Origin of the sequence: [Bacillus] selenitireducens MLS10 (assembly GCF_000093085.1) — a bacterium.
GTDB lineage: Bacteria > Bacillota > Bacilli > Bacillales > Salisediminibacteriaceae > Salisediminibacterium > Salisediminibacterium selenitireducens.
This window is the reverse complement of sequence record NC_014219.1, coordinates 2,922,996-2,940,225: the sequence shown is the minus strand read 5'-3', so window position 1 is coordinate 2,940,225 and position 17,230 is coordinate 2,922,996. Positions and strand designations below refer to the sequence as shown.

The window sequence follows — 17,230 nt, the reverse complement described above, 5'->3', positions numbered from 1 at the left end:
GAATCAACTATTTGAAACCTATTCAGATAGAGAGGAACCGAGTGTCTTGAATTCAAACGTTAAGGTTAAAACGACGCCAAAAGAAAGTCCGTCGCAAGGCGGAAAATGGTTAAGCAAGAAAGGGCGCACGGTGGATACCTTGGCACTAGGAGCCGATGAAGGACGGGACGAACACCGATATGCTTCGGGGAGCTGTAAGTAAGCGTTGATCCGGAGATTTCCGAATGGGGGAACCCACCATCCGTAATGGGATGGGATCCATACCTGAATCCATAGGGTAATGGAAGGCAGACCCGGGGAACTGAAACATCTTAGTACCCGGAGGAAGAGAAAGCAAATGCGATTTCCTGAGTAGCGGCGAGCGAAACGGAATCAGCCCAAACCGAAAGGCTTGCCTTTCGGGGTTGTAGGACACTCCATTGGAGTTACAAAGAGAGAGCGTAGGTGAAGCGGCCTGGAAAGGCCCGCGGGACAAGGTAACAGCCCTGTAGCCGAAACGCCCTCTCCTCCGGAGTGGATCCTGAGTACGGCGGGACACGTGAAACCCCGTCGGAATCCGGGAGGACCATCTCCCAAGGCTAAATACTTCCTAGTGACCGATAGTGAACCAGTACCGTGAGGGAAAGGTGAAAAGCACCCCGGGAGGGGAGTGAAACAGATCTTGAAACCGTGTGCCTACAAGTAGTTGGAGCCCGTTAATGGGTGACAGCGTGCCTTTTGTAGAATGAACCGGCGAGTTGTGATCACGTGCAAGGTTAAGCTGAAGAGGCGGAGCCGCAGCGAAAGCGAGTCTGAACAGGGCGAATAAGTACGTGGTTGCAGACCCGAAACCAGGTGATCTACCCATGTCCAGGGTGAAGTTCAGGTAACACTGAATGGAGGCCCGAACCCACGCACGTTGAAAAGTGCGGGGATGAGGTGTGGGTAGGGGTGAAATGCCAATCGAACCTGGAGATAGCTGGTTCTCCCCGAAATAGCTTTAGGGCTAGCCTCGAGGGAAGAGTATTGGAGGTAGAGCACTGATTGGACTAGGGGTCCCCACAGGATTACCGAATTCAGTCAAACTCCGAATGCCAAATACTTATCCTCGGGAGTCAGACTGCGAGTGCTAAGATCCGTAGTCAAGAGGGAAACAGCCCAGACCATCAGCTAAGGTCCCCAAGTATACGTTAAGTGGAAAAGGATGTGGAGTTGCTTAGACAACCAGGATGTTGGCTTAGAAGCAGCCATCATTGAAAGAGTGCGTAATAGCTCACTGGTCGAGTGACTCTGCGCCGAAAATGTACCGGGGCTAAACGTATCACCGAAGCTATGGCTGAACACCGCAAGGTGTTCGGGGTAGGGGAGCGTTCCAGAGGCTGCGAAGCATGACCGGAAGGACATGTGGAGCGTCTGGAAGTGAGAATGCCGGTATGAGTAGCGAAAAGAGGGGTGGGAATCCCCTCCGTCGAAAGCCTAAGGTTTCCTGAGGAAGGCTCGTCCGCTCAGGGTTAGTCGGGTCCTAAGCCGAGGTTGAAAAGCGTAGGCGATGGCAAACAGGTTGATATTCCTGTACCACCACGTTTCCATTTGAGCAATGGGGGGACGCAGGAAGATAGGGTAAGCGCACCGCTGGTCGTGTGCGTCGAAGCAGTGAGGCTGGTTACGAGGCAAATCCCGTAACCGTAAGGTTGAGCTGTGATCGCGAGTGAAATTACAGTAGCGAAGTTCCTGATTCTACACTGCCAAGAAAAGCCTCTAGCGAGGAAACAGGTGCCCGTACCGCAAACCGACACAGGTAGGCGGGAAGAGAATTCTAAGACGCGCGGGAGAACTCTCGTTAAGGAACTCGGCAAAATGACTCCGTAACTTCGGGAGAAGGAGTGCTCCCCAGGGTGAACAGCCTGGGGGAGCCGCAGTGAATAGGCCCAAACGACTGTTTATCAAAAACACAGGTCTCTGCGAAGCCGCAAGGCGAAGTATAGGGGCTGACACCTGCCCGGTGCTGGAAGGTTAAGAGGTGGGGTTATCCTTCGGGAGAAGCTCTGAATTGAAGCCCCAGTAAACGGCGGCCGTAACTATAACGGTCCTAAGGTAGCGAAATTCCTTGTCGGGTAAGTTCCGACCCGCACGAAAGGTGCAACGATTTGGGCACTGTCTCAACGAGAGACCCGGTGAAATTATATTACCTGTGAAGATGCAGGTTACCCGCGACAGGACGGAAAGACCCCATGGAGCTTTACTGCAGCTTGATATTGGATTTTGGTACAGCTTGTACAGGATAGGTAGGAGCCTTGGAAACCGGAGCGCCAGCTTCGGTGGAGGCATTGGTGGGATACTACCCTTGCTGTACTGAAATTCTAACCTCGAACCGTGATCCGGTTCAGGGACAGTGTCTGGTGGGCAGTTTGACTGGGGCGGTCGCCTCCTAAAGAGTAACGGAGGCGCCCAAAGGTTCCCTCAGAATGGTTGGAAATCATTCGCAGAGTGCAAAGGCATAAGGGAGCTTGACTGCGAGACATACAGGTCGAGCAGGGACGAAAGTCGGGCTTAGTGATCCGGCGGCACCGTATGGAAGGGCCGTCGCTCAACGGATAAAAGCTACCCTGGGGATAACAGGCTAATCTCTCCCAAGAGTCCACATCGACGGGGAGGTTTGGCACCTCGATGTCGGCTCGTCGCATCCTGGGGCTGAAGTAGGTCCCAAGGGTTGGGCTGTTCGCCCATTAAAGCGGCACGCGAGCTGGGTTCAGAACGTCGTGAGACAGTTCGGTCCCTATCCGTCGCGGGCGTAGGAAATTTGAGAGGAGCTGTCCTTAGTACGAGAGGACCGGGATGGACACACCGCTGGTGTACCAGTTGTTCCGCCAGGAGCATCGCTGGGTAGCTACGTGTGGACGGGATAAGTGCTGAAAGCATCTAAGCATGAAGCCCCCCTCAAGATGAGATTTCCCATCACTTCGGTGAGTAAGATCCCTCAGAGACGATGAGGTAGATAGGTCACGTGTGGAAGCATAGCGATATGTGGAGCTGAGTGATACTAATCGATCGAGGGCTTAACCAAAGGTTAAGCGAAGTTTATTAACACACGAAGGACAGACACGGATTCATGATCCCGTCATATGCGTTATTCAGTTTTGAGTGGTTACACTCAATTTCATAGTCTGGTGGCGACAGCGAAGAGGTCACACCCGTTCCCATGCCGAACACGGAAGTTAAGCTCTTCAGCGCCGATGATAGTTGGGGGCTGTCCCCCTGTGAAAGTAGGACGTCGCCAGGCATCATTATTCCACAGTAGCTCAGTGGTAGAGCTATCGGCTGTTAACCGATCGGTCGTAGGTTCGAATCCTACCTGTGGAGCCATTACGGAGTGCTGTCCGAGCGGCTTAAGGAGCACGATTGGAAATCGTGTATACGGTTTTAACCCGTATCGAGGGTTCGAATCCCTCGCACTCCGCCATTTTTTTGGCCCGTTGGTCAAGTGGTTAAGACACCGCCCTTTCACGGCGGTAACACGGGTTCGAATCCCGTACGGGTCACCAACATATGTGGAGGATTAGCTCAGTTGGGAGAGCATCTGCCTTACAAGCAGGGGGTCGGCGGTTCGAGCCCGTCATCCTCCACCATTTACTCTTAACACAGTTTTATTTCTATTGCCGCGGGGTGGAGCAACGAACGACAGTGAGTTGTTTCGAAGTACCGCAAGAATGAGGAACGGAAGAAACAGTCGTCTCTCATGAAGCAAGATCAATACAAGATTCTTTTTTATTGCCGCGGGGTGGAGCAGTCTGGTAGCTCGTTGGGCTCATAACCCAAAGGTCGGTGGTTCAAATCCGCCCCCCGCAACCAATTTTAATTTCAAACGTTTGTACATACTTTATTTGAACGTTTATCAAGGTCCCGTGGTGTAGCGGTTAACATGCCTGCCTGTCACGCAGGAGATCGCCGGTTCGATCCCGGTCGGGACCGCCATTTTAATAAGGCTCGGTAGCTCAGTCGGTAGAGCAACGGACTGAAAATCCGTGTGTCGGCGGTTCGATTCCGTCCCGAGCCACCATGTGCTGGCCTAGCTCAATTGGTAGAGCAACTGACTTGTAATCAGTAGGTTGGGGGTTCAAGTCCTCTGGCCAGCACCATTTTTTCCGGAGGGGTAGCGAAGTGGCTAAACGCGGCGGACTGTAAATCCGCTCCCTACGGGTTCGGGGGTTCGAATCCCTCCCCCTCCACCATTTTTTATGCTATAATACAGAAGTGATTGTTTGTGGCGGTTGTGGCGAAGTGGTTAACGCACCGGATTGTGATTCCGGCACTCGTGGGTTCAATTCCCATCAGCCGCCCCATGATTAGCTTTTATTCTTGTTATTATAGGGGTATAGCCAAGCGGTAAGGCATCGGGTTTTGATCCCGTGTACCGCAGGTTCGAATCCTGCTACCCCTGCCAATATTTGCGGGAATAGCTCAGTGGTAGAGCACCACCTTGCCAAGGTGGGGGTCGCGGGTTCGAATCCCGTTTCCCGCTCCATTTTTCAGGGCGGCATAGCCAAGTGGTAAGGCAGAGGTCTGCAAAACCTCTATTCACCGGTTCGAATCCGGTTGCCGCCTCCATTTTTTATTTATACGTTTTGCCGGTGTGGCGGAATTGGTAGACGCGCGGGACTCAAAATCCCGTTCCTTCACGGGAGTGTCGGTTCGACCCCGACCACCGGTACCACATAGTTAAGATAAGTTACTTTTAAATAGTTCTAAATCATTCTAAACGTTGATATATCAACGTTTTTTTCTTTTATTCGAAATTATTAATTATGGAAGAAAACGATAGAAATAAATATGATTCTACACATTTTCTACACATAAACTCTTAATGGGCTTTAATTATCTCCTGAAAATATCTTCCTAGCTTGATCCTGATCTTCAATTCTCAATTCTGATAGTACATGGGTATATTCTTTCGAAGTTGTCTGTATATCACCATGTCCTAAACGCTCACTAACGTAGTATAGAGAGATTTTTTTATAAAGTAATACGCTAGCATGGGTGTGTCTTAAACCATGCATAGAAACGACTTTTAAACCTAAATTCTGAAGTGTTTTCTTGAGTAGTTTATTAGAAGCTGTGTTACTAATAACATTGTACTTTGATGAAGGACTAAAGAATACTAGCCCATGTTCATTTTCAATAGCTGATACCTTCAATTGATAGAAATGTTCCATAGTGACTTTATCTACGGAGACTTTTCTGAGAGACTGAGGATTCTTTGTTTTACCGAATCCTTTCTCTGATTTTTTCATATAACCCCATGTTTTATTAACTTCTATCATCCCGTTTTCAAAGCTAGGATAATCGAAAGTAAAATCATCCCATGTTAAGCCGACTAATTCGCCATACCTTAAACCAGTAGTTAATGCGAGTAATAAAATTGAATAATTCAAGTTTGATACAGAGAGCTTTCTTAACTCACTTAACAGGATGTCACTCTCATTAAAATCCAAGTATTTATCGTCAGTTTTTTTTGCTAAATCAGCCCATGTTAGTAAGCGTCAAAAATCCGCACCTATCAATGTAGATGCGGATTTTCTATACTTGGGTTATCGATTTTTAATGATACGAATATCATCCGGGGTAAAGAGTCTGACCACGGAAGGAACTGTTCCATCTCAGATTGTTTGCTGGAGGGGAGGTTCTCAAACAGGTAGTTCAAATATGCCTGGGGCTTCAATTGGTTCTCTTTTGCAGTTTCAATCATACTGTAAATGATGCTGCTGCTTTTTGCACCTCGCGGTGTATTGGAGAAAATCCAGTTCTTTCTCCCAATAACGAATGGTTTAATACTGCGCTCTGCGCGATTGTTATCAATCGCTAATCGACCGTCTTTTAAGAATGTTCGTAGATGCTCCATTTGATTGCTGGCATAAATCACGGCTTTACCCAAGAGTGATTTGGATAGAATTTTTGGCTTCATAGACTCAACCCATGCTGAAAAAGCCTCAAGAGGGGGCTCGATTCGCTCTTTTCGAGCTTCGTAGAACTCTTCGGGCGTTTTATACTCATTTTGAATCTCTCTTTCAATGCGGTAGAGCTCGTCGATGGCATTCAGCCCTTTTTTTGCCGCAGATGTCGTTGAATCACGATCGTCAGGCAACGTTTGAACCGCATCGAAAAACTTGCGACGTGCATGGGCCCAACATCCAACGAGTTCCACTTTGGGTTTGAGAGCATGATAACCACCATAGCCATCAACATGCAGATAGCCGGTAAATCCTTCTAGAAAGCGACGTGGATATTTACTTGCTCTTCCAGGCTGGTAATCATAGATGACGATCGGAACATCATGACTACCAGACCGGTATAGCCACATATAGGATTTGGCTGCGGCCTCTTTTCCGTCTTCTTTCAGGACTTGAACGGTCGTTTCATCGGCATGGAGAACATCGAGAGATGTTAATATCCGAATCATGAGGTCCCAGATCGGCTCAAGCATTTGTTCAGATGCTTCAATGATCCAATTGGACATCGTCTGGCGGGATATGGGGACATCCATCCTCTTGAACTCCTGTTCTTGCCGGTAAAGCGGTACGCCTTGAACAAATTTCTGATTGATCATATAAGAGACGATAGACGGCGAAGCCAAACTGCCTGGAAATGGGCGTTCTGGAGAAGGTGCTTTCACGATTGGATTTCTCGTACCCGTTCTTTCACAATGTCGACAGCTGTAAATGGTGGTTTCATACCGTTTGACCTTTACTTCTGCCGGGATGATCTCCAGTTCATCTTTAACCTGTGTCTTCATTATATGAAGTTCACCGTTGCAACACGAACAAACCTGGTCTTCGACCGGGAGTGTATAAGTCACGGTTTCAGTGTACAGGTTCTCTGTCAGGTCCTTACGAGCCTTTCGTTTTTTCTTCCGTTCATATGTAATTGCCTCAACCGTCGGTTCTTCCTCAGCTGCGTCCTGTTCTTTTTCAGACTCGTTAAACAAAGAACCTTGTTCAAAACGCTCATCTGTTTTTTCGCTGGATGTCCCGAATTTTTTCTTTTGCATCAGGCTGAACTGATCCCTGTACCATTTCAGTTGAAGTTCCAGCTCAGCCTTTTCCTTCTCGAGTCTTGAAACTCGGTCATCGACAGATTCAGTTGTGTTGGATGAGTGTTCAGATGTCTTTTTCATAATGTAGCTTATTTTATACGGAAACAATGATTCCTGCAAGACGCTAAACGACTTTTTCAGGATTCATCTTCCGATGAGCCCCTTTTTGATCCAATGGCAGTCCATCTAACAACCATCTTAACTGTCTTTCCGTAATGATCATTGGCTCGTCAGAGCCAGATGTCGGCCATGGAAACCGACCTTTCTCAAGACGACGGTAGTAAAGCCAAAAGCCATTATGATCCCAGTACAAAATTTTGATTTTGTCCCGATACCTGTTACAAAAGACGAACAGCGAAGATGAGAAGGGATCCAGTTCGAATCCCTCCTGAACAATCGCCGCTAAACCATCAATGGATTTGCGTAAATCCGTTGACCCTCTTGCAAGGTAAACGTTCTTTGGGTGAATCTGCCCGATCATAAAGCATTCACTGCTTGAAAGAGGTGTTGGAGTTCCTTTGGAGGTAATCCCGCAGGGATTTCAAGCCGGCTCCCATTAGGTAGATGAAGGATTATTTGTGAGGAATGATGTCGGGTGTGATCAACATGAACGGACAGCCAATCCGAAGACGATGGACTGGTTTCGGATTGCTTCTGGATTTTTCGAAGCCAGTAACGGACCTGGTGAACGGTATATCCCTCATTTTGTTTCACCCACGCGGCTACTGAGAGCCCTGAATCTTTGATTTCCTTCACTTTATGTACCCAGAATTCATGATTTTTCCTTTGATTATTCATCGCGTCACTCCCTCATACTTTGAATATAATCACAGTATGAAGGAGGATCGGGTTAAATCATATGTGCATTTGTTTGACGCTTACATTTTCTGAATATCAAACTGTGCCACTTCAACTGTTATTGTTGTGATCGGCAACAACGCATGGACTTTTTCAACAAAACGGATATGCGAATCCACTTTATGTTGCACGGAAGGGGCAAGCCATCCTTTTTCTTTCTTTCGATTGTCGAATCTCGGTTGTCTGTACCTTGTTTTTCGGCTTCTTCTTGATCGTCGGTACTGCCGTCTTGTTGCCAGTTTATCCTGAATGTCCGTTCTCAGTTGAACGTCACCTTCAAATAACACGTCTTTCTCCGTCGTTGCGCTGAATCCGATGTGCTTGGTTCCGGCATCCACACCCAATGAAACAGGCTGTTTGTAGCCACTTGAACCGTAAAGCAGTTGGATCGTAAAAGGGGTTTGCTTCACAACTTTTGCTTTCTTTTCGTTCAACAATAATCGTGCTTTTCTCGGTTTGCACGGCATTAAAGGTTCGCCGTTTTTGTTTAATACGTACACGAACATAACGTGTACCTCCTTTCAGGAGTCAGGTATTCTTCGCCAATGTTGGAAAGGCTTTTACGCTTGCAACACCGCCCACAACCCGTTCGGACTTTTAATCACAAGCGACAGGGCTTACAGCTAGAATCCGCACCGTAAGGTGTCTTGACCGATCCAACGTAGTCCTCGAAAGACTTAGGCTAGTCAACAGGGGCTTTTACAAGCCCACGACTTTAGTCGTTGGGTTGTTGACGTTCCTGATACACAAGCAACACCTCCAAATATAATGAGGAACGTTTGTTCTAAATACAGTATACCTGAATGGCTGTCACGCATACAAGAGAAAACCCGGATACTATGGTATAAACGACTGCCATCGAAGGATTATTCTTTTTTTCGTACAGATACCATCCATTTTCCTTTCTTGCGTTATCTGATCATCAGTGAGATGTGGTACGCTGGTTATAACGAACAACGTGCTGCACAAGGAGGCTCCTCATGAAAATCGGAACAATCGGAACAGGAAGAATCGTCGGTCTCACGCTCGATGCGTTGCGTCAGATTCCGGATGCGGAATGTACTGCGATGTACACACGAAAGAGAGAACGTGCATCTGCCTATGCAGATAATTATGGCATCGATCAGATCTACACGGAACTGGATGCGTTTTTTGCGAGTGAGAGGTTTGATACGGTCTACATCGCGTCACCGAACAGCCTCCATTCGGATCATATGACAAGGGCCCTTCATGCAGGGAAGCATGTCATCTGCGAGAAACCGTTCACACCGACAGTCAAAGAAGCGAAAGCGGTGAAGGAGCTCGCGGCATCGAAAGGGCTCATGGTGTTTGAAGCGATCTCGATCATTCACATGCCGAACTTCACGGCGCTCACAGAAGCCCTGCCGAAGATCGGGAAGGTGAAGCTGATTCAGTGCAACTACAGCCAGTATTCAAGCCGCTATGATGCCCTCCTTGCAGGAGAGACACCGAATGTGTTCAACCCGGAGTTTGCCGGTGGGGCATTGGCGGATATCAACATTTATAACCTCCACTTTGTCGTACGTCTCTTTGGCTCTCCACAGTCTCTCACGTATACGGCGAATCGCCACAGTAACGGAATTGATACGTCAGGGGTTCTCGTCATGACCTACGACGATCACATTGCGGTCTGTACCGGGGCGAAGGATACGAGAAGCATGAATGTCGCCATGATTCAGGGAGAGAAGGGGTATATCCAGGTCGTAAACGGCGTGAACGGGATGGCTTCTCTCATCGTGGACACCGGCGGAGACCCGGTGACAGTGAATCATCAGACGAAAGAGAACCGGCTGTACGATGAGTTCCGGGCGTTTGCATCCATCATCAACAACCGCGACCATGCTGCGTGTCAGGAGCTTCTTGATCATTCGATGATGGTCATGGAGACGTTTGAAGCGGCGAGGAAGTCCGGCGGGATTATCTATCCGTCAGACTCGGAGTGAGCCTTCAATCAATGATGGTATGTGGAATTTTCGACGCATCTCCCGCTTGTCTGATAAACTTGGACTTAAAAAGGACGAAAAGGATGATCAGCATGAATCTCAAACAGATTGACAGAGACATCGTGGAATTAAAGGATGAATACATGCAGCTACAGCATAATCTTGAGAAGCTTGAGACCGTCGGGGGCAACCTGAATCCCCTGGAGAAACGGCTCGCCGACATCGAAGAAGAGCTGTCCAATCTCAATCAGGAAAAGGACCGGCTATTAAGAGCGGAATGAATCACATCGAGACGGTGACAGAGGAGGTACTCCGATGCCAACGAATGACAGACAACCCAAAAGACAGCGGGAACGGATGACACAGGAAGAACGTAAACACAACCCGGGTGGCACGATGAGAGATGCAGCAAACCGCTCCTCGTCGGGCAGCCTCACGGACCTCGTGAACAGCCTGGGCTGGAAAGGGACCGGTATCCTGATCCTCGTGCTGATTGCCGTCACCGTGATCATCTCAGTCTGGTAAAAACAACTGCATACATGGAAATCAGGCTGCGCAGGAGGTCCTATAAGGATCTTCTGCGTTTTTTTTCGAAAACACTTGCAATTTGTAAACCCAAATCGTATACTTGATGTAAGTTAATTTGGATTTACAAATCGACTTAAATTTATAAATAAAGGTGGTGTTGGTATGCCGGAAGAAAACAAACCGGATTCGTCGGTGATGACGATCAACTGGGCCCAGCAAAAGGCGATTTCGAGTCCTTTTCGATCCAGACTGATCGGGATGCTTTACGAGAATCCGATGACGCCGAAGCAGGCTGCGGATGCCCTCGATAAAAATCCGGGCACGACGTATTACCACATCCAGCAGCTCGTCAAACACGGCATTCTCGAGATCGACCGTGAAGAGACGAACAAAGGGATTGTGGAGAAATACTACCGAGCCAAAGCGATCTCCTTTCATAATCCGGAATACAAGAAGAGCGAAGAAGAAGTGGAGAAGCTGTCTGCGAATCTGTATTTATCCGAGGCGATGCTGAAGGAGTTAAACGAAGAAGTTCATGAGCTCCTCATCCGCTACGGGAAGCGGTCATACGAAGAAGCAAACAGACAGGATCAACAGGCGTATGCAGTGACGTTCACGGTGAACAGGAGCGAGGAGGAGGACTGACAATGGCGACAGAACGGGCTTTTTTACGGGACCGGAATTTTCAAATCATCATGGCAGGGGTCTTTATTCAGGCAGCAGCGGGCGGTATCTATCTCATAACGGGGATGCTTCTCGTCATTCAACTGACAGGCAGTGTGCTCTACTCCGGTTTTGCGTTCTTTGCGATTTCCTCAGCGAATGTCCTGGCCTTTCTCATCGCGCCCCTTGCAAATTACACGGGCTATAAGCGGGGATTAATGATGAGCAACCTCATAAAGGCCCTGCTTCTTCTCGTGATTCCGATCGCCTACGCGACGACGGGGCTGAACGTCTGGGTCGTCATTGGGATCCTCTTTCTCACGAGCCTCATCAATCAGTTTGCCTACCCGATCGTTTCCACACTCGTTCCGAAAGTCGTGGGTGACGAACAGATCGTGGAGGCCAATGCGTATTTGCAGACGGTGAGAGAAGCGATGGATATCGTCTTTATCGCTGCGGCGGGGATCCTTGCCGCGCTCATCGGCAGCGTCACCGCCATTGGCATCACCGCGGTACTCGTCCTTCTTACCGTAATCTGTTATCTCTTTTTGGACATTGCCGACTTGGAAGAATCCGCAGGGACAGATCACCGTTTTTACCGCCACCTGAAGAACTATGCGACGGATCTCACGGGCGGGGTGACGTATATCAGGCAGTCACTCATTCCGAAGATGATGATGTCCATCGTCTTTGTCAACGTAACGATGGCCGTTATGCTGACGAATGTACCGGCGTTCTCTCTGATGAAGGCAAACGGCCTTGAAGCCGCTTACGGATTCTATATGGCGGCCCTTTCTCTTGGCATTCTCCTGGGTACCATTCTGAGTCCAAAGGTGAAAACCGTGCCCTTTGGCCGGCTGATCATTGTGACCTTCGCCATGACGGGCCTGCTCTGGATCGGGACGGCCCTCGCCCCATGGGTGCTCTCCATGATTCTCTTCAGCATCGGAGCCATTTCCATCGGGTTTTTGAATATCCTGATCTTCTCATCCGTTCAGCGCCAGGTGGAAAGTGTGTACATCGGACGGGTCGTGACCCTGTTGACGAGCTCCGCCTCCCTTGGTGTACCGGTCGGGGCACTGATTGGCGGGGTGATCGGAGAGGCGTATTCACCGGTCGTGCCGATTCTGATTGCCGGCATTGGCATGGTCGTCTTCAGCCTCCTCTGGATGAAGCAGGCCATCCTCCGGACCCTCCCTGCGATTGAGAACGTCAGGCTGTTTCCGGAGCAGAAACAGGAAGCGGGGTCCGATGCCGCGCAGGTTTGAAAACCGTCATTTCCGGTAATGAGCTACAGTGTAGACATACAGCTTAGAGGAGGCCTGGTTTGATTATGACAACACTGACAGGAAAAACAGCCGTCATCACCGGTGGCGGAACAGGTATAGGAGCGGGCATCGCGAGGGCGCTGGCAAAGGAAGGCGTCAACGTCGTCCTTGCCGGGCGTCGCGTGGAGAAGCTCGCAGCCATCGAGAGTGAGATCAATAAAGCCGATCAGGGGAAAGCGCTGGTCGTGAAGACAGATGTCACGAGCCGTGACGACGTCGAGGAGCTCGCAAAACGGGCGGAAGATACCTTCGGTCAAGTGGACATCTTCGTCAATAACGCCGGTCATATGCTGTCGTCCACCGTGACAGCCGGTCAGGTGGACGACTGGGAAACGATGATTGACGTCAACATCAAAGGTGTGCTCTTTGGCATCAATGCGGTCCTGCCGGCTATGGTGGAACGCTCAAGCGGGCATATCGTCAATGTCGGTTCTGTTGCCGGCCTTGAAGTGTCGAAGAAGAGCACCGTTTACAGCGCGACGAAATACGCCGTAAGGGCGATCACGTCGGGCCTCGAAAAAGAGCTGGCCCAGACAGGCGTGAGGGTGACGAACATTGCACCCGGCATGGTGGATACCGACCTGACGAGCTCCAACGACTTCGGAGGCAGGAAGAAGCTCGAGACGAAGGACATTGCGGCCGCGGTCGTCTATGCCCTCAGTCAGCCTGACTATGTCAATGTGAATGAAATCAATGTCCGGCCTGTCTGACAGGCGCGGTGACCCTCTGCCACATCAGGCAGGGGGTTTCTTTATTAGACCGCTTGCCTATGACGTAACGTCATGGTTTACACTGAAACAGAGAGGAGGGCTTGGATGTGACGTATACGGTAAAGGCGCTCGCTGAACTCGCCGGTGTCAGCACGCGCACATTGCGCTACTATGATCAAATTGGTCTGTTGAAGCCGGCATTACGGAACCCGTCAGGCTACCGGATCTATAGGGATACGGAAGTGGACCGCCTGCAGGATATTCTGTTCCTGAAGGCCCTCGATGTCGGTCTCGATGAGATCCAGGTGCTTCTATCTGCGCCGGACGATGACCGGCGCAAGCGTCTCGAACAGCACAGGGAGGCTTTGGTGAAACAGCGGTCGGATCTTGATAGGCTGATTGCCAATGTTGATCAGACGATCGACACGATGAAAGGGATGAGGACGATGACCAATGAAGAGAAGTTCGAAGGGTTGAAAACAAACATGATTCGCCGCAATGAGGAAACGTACGGCAAAGAGATTCGGGAGAAATACGGGGATCAGACCGTCGATGACGCCAACGAGACGTTTCAGGGGCTGAGTAAAGATGCCTATGAAGAAGCACAAGCCCTGTCAGAAGAGATCTTGCGCCAGCTTGAAGCGGCTTTTTTGACGGGGGGTCCGGCAGGGAAAGAGGCGATGGAACTCGCTGCCATGCATAAACGCTGGCTCATGCACTATTGGACATCGTATGATCCGAATGCGCACGCCGGACTCGCTCAGATGTATACAGCGGATGAGCGTTTTACGGCGTACTATGAGAAAAAGGAAGGCATGACAGCCTTTTTGCGGGACGCCATCGTGCACTATACCGATCAAGGGTACGTATAAAGCAGGAAGTAAGCAGACATTCACCAGTGAGGTGGGTGTCTTTTTTTGACATGTACCTCTGAAAAAAAGATTTCAGACTTCTTGGGATTACAGGTTGTTTTTTTTAACCTGATACGCTATGATGATAAAACAAAGTAAACACATTGGAATTATTAATTAACTTGGAAATGAGGGAGCGCATGTGGAGAAACGGGATGTGGTGGAAGTGAAAGATACATATAAAGCCTTCCTTTCGAACGGTGCATCTCATGATGTTCTTGCAGGCATTGACCTGACCGTCAAGGAGGGGGAGTTTATCTCCATTCTTGGGGAGAGCGGCTGTGGCAAAAGCACGCTTTTGAACGTGATTGGCGGCTTTGAGCAGCCGACGAAGGGAACGGTCGTCTTTAACGGGGAGGCGGTGACAGCCCCCTCGAGAAGAGCGATCATGCTCTTTCAGTTTTATGCGCTGCTGCCGTGGCGGAGCGTCTTGCAAAATATCGAGCTCGCCCTTGAGCCGGAGGGTCTCTCGAAAGAAGAGCAAAGAACGAGAGCCGAACGCTATCTGAAGCTTGTCGGACTTCTTGACAGTAAGAACCGGTTTCCGTCCGAGTTGTCCGGCGGGATGCAACAGCGTGTGGCCATCGCGAGGGCACTGGCCATTCGTCCGGAGCTGATCCTGATGGATGAACCCTTCGCCGCCCTGGATACGTTCAACCGCTACCATCTGCAAAATGAGCTGTTGAACATCCGTGATCAGGAAGGGACGACGATGATCCTCGTGACCCATGACATTGATGAGGCGCTCTATCTGTCGGACCGGATCTTTCTCATGGACAGTGCACCCGGTCGGATTCGCAAGGAGCTCACGATTCAGCTGCCGAAGCCGAGGGACCGGGCTCACAGGGATTTTCAGCATTACCGAAAGCAGATTATGGATGAATTCAGCTTTCGCCAGACGTATGATGAGCCGGAATACAATATCTGAACGTGTGACGTGGAGGGATGAATCAGTGAAACGATCGAATCGGACTGTCGGTGTCATGATGATCGGTACGATGATCATGAGCGCATGCGGGGCACCTGCCCCAGGGGAGGATGATGTCATCCGGATCGGCCATTTGCCTATCACCCATGCAGCACCCCTGTATTTTGTGAAGGAATTTGAAGACGAGCTGTTGAGTCATGGAAACATTGAACTCGTCCGCTTCTCGAGCTGGATTGAACTGATGGATGCATTGAATGCAGGACGGATTGACGGCGCTTCGGTGCTGTTTGAACTGGCCATGAAGGCGAAGGAGCGGGGCATTGACCTTTCCGCTGTCGCACTTGGCCACAGGGAGGGCAATGCCATCGTTGCCGCTCACGATATCACGGACCCTGCAGACCTGCGTGGCGAGACTGTGGCGATCCCGCATACTCTGTCCGCGCACCATCTGCTTCTTGATGAGATGCTCAGGGAAGCAGGTGTCGACTATGAAGAGGTGAATATTGTGGAGATGCCACCGCCGGAGATGCCCGCGGCCCTCTCAGAAGGACGGATTGCGAGCTACATTGTCGCCGAGCCATTCGGCGCCCTTGGCGTTACTCTTGATGCCGGGCATGTTCTGTATCAGTCGGATCAGTTCTGCCCGGGTAGCTGCCTGTGCTGCGCCCTTGTACTTCGGGACGACTTCATGGAAGAAGCCCCTGAGCTGAGTGATGCGTTTTTAACGGCGTATCTTGAAGCGGGCGTGATGGCGGATGCGATGACAGAGGAGGCGATGCGAGCACATCAGAATCATTTGAACGTCGATGAAGAGACGCTTTCGCTGTCGCTTGCCTGGATCGATTACGGGGATCTGTCGATCGGAGAAGCCGAGTACGAACATCTGCGATCGCGGCTCATCGACATGGATTTATCGGATGAACCGCCTGCCTTTTCGGATTTTGTGGACCAATCAGCTTTTGAGGAATCGAGGTGAACCGGATGAAATGGCTTGAAACACTCCTGTATCTGCTCGTTTCTATCGGATTCGTGCTCGGCATTTGGCAGCTTGTCATCTGGATCGGCGATTATCCGGAAGCGTTGCTGCCATCCCCACTAGTTGTCGGGGAAGGGCTCGTCAGCCTGATCCGATCAGGGGCCATGGCTGATCACGTCAGCATCAGCCTGTTCCGTTTTTTTGCGGGATACCTCAGTGCCGTACTGATCGCGATCCCTCTCGGGCTGTTGCTAGGGCGATCAAACGTGATGTGGCGGATCGTCGACCCGGTCGTTCAGGTGCTCCGGCCGGTCGCACCGGTGGCCTGGTCACCGTTTATCGTCCTCTGGTTTGGCATCGGCAATATGCCGGCGATCGTGATCATATTTATCGCGGCCTTCTTTCCGGTCTTACTCTCAACGGTGTCTGCCGTTAAAAAAGTGGACCGGACCTATTTGAAGCTCGCAGAGAATCTAGAGATCGGGAAGGTGTCCCTGCTTGTGAAAATCATCTTTCCGGCAGCCTTTCCGTATATAGCGAACGGGCTTCATATCGCCGTTGGTACGGCCTGGATATTCCTCGTGGCCGGAGAAATGATCGGCGCGCAGTCCGGGCTCGGTTATCTGATCGTTGATGCGAGGAATGCCCTCGATCTCGATCTGGTCCTCGCCGGGATTATCACAATCGGGGTGCTCGGACTGCTTCTTGATAAAGCCGTCGGTCTCTTTGAGACATGGGTCGGCAAACAGTGGGGGATGCAGCGGGCCTGAACGAAAAGAGCCCCGGTGCAAGTGGCACAGGGGCAAAAGGATCTACGGAGTTACCTGATCGGAAAGCGTGACGATGGTCGTGTCGTCTTTAGTGAGCGACTCCTCGCAGTGCGGGCAGTAATAGCTCACTTCAATTTCCTGATCGCAGGACGTGTGAATCATTTTTTTATAACAGTGCTCGAGGTGGTTCTGTCCCCAAATCAAGAGGGCATCAAACACCGGTTCGAGGGCTTTGCCGCTTTCCGTGAGCGTATAGGCATAGCGGGGCGGGTGATCGGAGTATAGACTCGATGACGTAAGGCCCGCTTCCTCAAGCTGCTTCAGCCGGTCTGAAAGAATGTTCGCCGAGATCCCTTCCAGGCTTCGTTTGATTTCGTTAAAGGTGGTGTGACCGATGAGGATCTCATGTAGGATCAGGAGTGTCCAGCGATCACCTACGATGTTCAGGGTCTGGGCAATATTACAGGGGAGGTTATAGCGTGCTTTCATATGACAAAACTCCTTCTGGTGACGGGTCAAGGTTAAGTA

The 17,230-nt window shown here is 50.3% G+C and carries 16 protein-coding genes, 14 tRNA genes and 2 rRNA genes; 26 read left to right on the top strand and 6 right to left on the bottom strand.

Annotated features, from left to right (window positions below):
* Positions 1-107 precede the first annotated feature (107 nt).
* The 16 genes from BSEL_RS13810 to BSEL_RS13735 all read left to right on the top strand — a co-directional run bounded on the left by BSEL_RS13810 (position 108) and on the right by BSEL_RS13735 (position 4,690).
* A 23S ribosomal RNA gene (locus BSEL_RS13810) occupies positions 108-3,043 on the top strand.
* A gap of 99 nt (positions 3,044-3,142) precedes the next feature.
* Positions 3,143-3,259: ribosomal RNA gene (rrf, locus tag BSEL_RS13805) — 5S ribosomal RNA — on the top strand.
* Between the two features lie 8 nt (positions 3,260-3,267).
* Positions 3,268-3,342 (top strand) — tRNA-Asn (locus tag BSEL_RS13800).
* A gap of 4 nt (positions 3,343-3,346) precedes the next feature.
* Positions 3,347-3,439: transfer RNA gene (locus tag BSEL_RS13795), tRNA-Ser, on the top strand.
* A 7-nt stretch (positions 3,440-3,446) separates the two neighbouring features.
* Positions 3,447-3,521 (top strand) — tRNA-Glu (locus BSEL_RS13790).
* 8 nt (positions 3,522-3,529) lie between these two features.
* Positions 3,530-3,605: transfer RNA gene (locus BSEL_RS13785), tRNA-Val, on the top strand.
* A 146-nt stretch (positions 3,606-3,751) separates the two neighbouring features.
* Positions 3,752-3,828: transfer RNA gene (locus BSEL_RS13780), tRNA-Met, on the top strand.
* 47 nt (positions 3,829-3,875) lie between these two features.
* Positions 3,876-3,951 (top strand) — tRNA-Asp (locus BSEL_RS13775).
* Positions 3,952-3,960: 9 nt separating this feature from the next.
* Positions 3,961-4,036 (top strand) — tRNA-Phe (locus BSEL_RS13770).
* A 3-nt stretch (positions 4,037-4,039) separates the two neighbouring features.
* Positions 4,040-4,115, top strand: a tRNA-Thr gene (locus BSEL_RS13765).
* 8 nt (positions 4,116-4,123) lie between these two features.
* Positions 4,124-4,208, top strand: a tRNA-Tyr gene (locus BSEL_RS13760).
* Positions 4,209-4,243: 35 nt separating this feature from the next.
* Positions 4,244-4,319 (top strand) — tRNA-His (locus tag BSEL_RS13755).
* A gap of 26 nt (positions 4,320-4,345) precedes the next feature.
* A tRNA-Gln gene (locus tag BSEL_RS13750) sits at positions 4,346-4,420 on the top strand.
* A gap of 6 nt (positions 4,421-4,426) precedes the next feature.
* Positions 4,427-4,501: transfer RNA gene (locus tag BSEL_RS13745), tRNA-Gly, on the top strand.
* Positions 4,502-4,509: 8 nt separating this feature from the next.
* Positions 4,510-4,584 (top strand) — tRNA-Cys (locus BSEL_RS13740).
* A gap of 19 nt (positions 4,585-4,603) precedes the next feature.
* A tRNA-Leu gene (locus tag BSEL_RS13735) sits at positions 4,604-4,690 on the top strand.
* A gap of 157 nt (positions 4,691-4,847) precedes the next feature.
* Here BSEL_RS13735 and BSEL_RS13730 read toward each other — a convergent pair.
* The 5 genes from BSEL_RS13730 to iscB all read right to left on the bottom strand — a co-directional run bounded on the left by BSEL_RS13730 (position 4,848) and on the right by iscB (position 8,430).
* Complete coding sequence (locus BSEL_RS13730; protein WP_049773664.1) at positions 4,848-5,468, bottom strand: site-specific integrase; 621 nt, start codon at positions 5,466-5,468, stop codon at positions 4,848-4,850.
* A 65-nt stretch (positions 5,469-5,533) separates the two neighbouring features.
* A complete protein-coding gene (gene tnpC / locus BSEL_RS13725) occupies positions 5,534-7,147 on the bottom strand; it encodes an IS66 family transposase (RefSeq protein WP_041581975.1) in 1,614 nt (537 codons plus the stop codon).
* Between the two features lie 43 nt (positions 7,148-7,190).
* Positions 7,191-7,547, bottom strand: coding sequence for an IS66 family insertion sequence element accessory protein TnpB (gene tnpB, locus BSEL_RS13720; protein WP_013171792.1), 357 nt, complete (start codon positions 7,545-7,547; stop codon positions 7,191-7,193).
* Positions 7,544-7,864 carry an IS66 family insertion sequence element accessory protein TnpA gene (tnpA, locus tag BSEL_RS18375; RefSeq protein WP_013171793.1) on the bottom strand — a complete coding sequence of 107 codons (321 nt, stop codon included), beginning with the start codon at positions 7,862-7,864 and terminating at the stop codon, positions 7,544-7,546. Before tnpA ends, tnpB begins: the two co-directional genes overlap by 4 nt.
* 80 nt (positions 7,865-7,944) lie before the next feature.
* Entirely contained in the window at positions 7,945-8,430 is a 486-nt protein-coding gene (gene iscB / locus BSEL_RS13710; protein ID WP_013173623.1) for an RNA-guided endonuclease IscB, read from the bottom strand.
* Positions 8,431-8,904: 474 nt separating this feature from the next.
* On the opposite strand from iscB, the gene BSEL_RS13705 reads away from it, so the two are divergent.
* The 10 genes from BSEL_RS13705 to BSEL_RS13660 all read left to right on the top strand — a co-directional run bounded on the left by BSEL_RS13705 (position 8,905) and on the right by BSEL_RS13660 (position 16,702).
* The gene (locus BSEL_RS13705) at positions 8,905-9,888 is read left to right on the top strand and encodes a Gfo/Idh/MocA family protein (RefSeq protein WP_013173622.1); all 984 of its coding nucleotides are present in this window, start codon (positions 8,905-8,907) and stop codon (positions 9,886-9,888) included.
* Positions 9,889-9,980: 92 nt separating this feature from the next.
* Positions 9,981-10,169, top strand: a complete 189-nt coding sequence (locus BSEL_RS13700; protein ID WP_041582507.1) for an SE1832 family protein — start codon at positions 9,981-9,983, stop codon at positions 10,167-10,169.
* A 34-nt stretch (positions 10,170-10,203) separates the two neighbouring features.
* Positions 10,204-10,413 (top strand): DUF6366 family protein, encoded by a 210-nt coding sequence (locus BSEL_RS13695; protein WP_013173620.1) that lies wholly within the window; start codon positions 10,204-10,206, stop codon positions 10,411-10,413.
* Positions 10,414-10,578: 165 nt separating this feature from the next.
* Positions 10,579-11,061, top strand: a complete 483-nt coding sequence (locus BSEL_RS13690) for an ArsR/SmtB family transcription factor (RefSeq protein WP_013173619.1) — start codon at positions 10,579-10,581, stop codon at positions 11,059-11,061.
* A 2-nt stretch (positions 11,062-11,063) separates the two neighbouring features.
* Positions 11,064-12,347 (top strand): MFS transporter, encoded by a 1,284-nt coding sequence (locus BSEL_RS13685; protein WP_013173618.1) that lies wholly within the window; start codon positions 11,064-11,066, stop codon positions 12,345-12,347.
* A 65-nt stretch (positions 12,348-12,412) separates the two neighbouring features.
* Complete coding sequence (locus BSEL_RS13680; RefSeq protein ID WP_013173617.1) at positions 12,413-13,117, top strand: SDR family oxidoreductase; 705 nt, start codon at positions 12,413-12,415, stop codon at positions 13,115-13,117.
* Positions 13,118-13,224: 107 nt separating this feature from the next.
* Positions 13,225-13,989 (top strand): MerR family transcriptional regulator, encoded by a 765-nt coding sequence (locus BSEL_RS13675; protein WP_013173616.1) that lies wholly within the window; start codon positions 13,225-13,227, stop codon positions 13,987-13,989.
* A 181-nt stretch (positions 13,990-14,170) separates the two neighbouring features.
* Positions 14,171-14,956 (top strand): ABC transporter ATP-binding protein, encoded by a 786-nt coding sequence (locus BSEL_RS13670; protein WP_013173615.1) that lies wholly within the window; start codon positions 14,171-14,173, stop codon positions 14,954-14,956.
* Between the two features lie 25 nt (positions 14,957-14,981).
* Positions 14,982-15,932 (top strand): ABC transporter substrate-binding protein, encoded by a 951-nt coding sequence (locus BSEL_RS13665; protein ID WP_013173614.1) that lies wholly within the window; start codon positions 14,982-14,984, stop codon positions 15,930-15,932.
* Positions 15,933-15,937: 5 nt separating this feature from the next.
* Positions 15,938-16,702, top strand: coding sequence for an ABC transporter permease (locus BSEL_RS13660; RefSeq protein WP_013173613.1), 765 nt, complete (start codon positions 15,938-15,940; stop codon positions 16,700-16,702).
* A gap of 42 nt (positions 16,703-16,744) precedes the next feature.
* Here the strand turns inward: BSEL_RS13660 and BSEL_RS13655 are convergent, their stop codons facing one another.
* The gene (locus tag BSEL_RS13655) at positions 16,745-17,191 is read right to left on the bottom strand and encodes a winged helix-turn-helix transcriptional regulator (RefSeq protein WP_013173612.1); all 447 of its coding nucleotides are present in this window, start codon (positions 17,189-17,191) and stop codon (positions 16,745-16,747) included.
* Between the last annotated feature and the right edge of the window lie 39 nt (positions 17,192-17,230).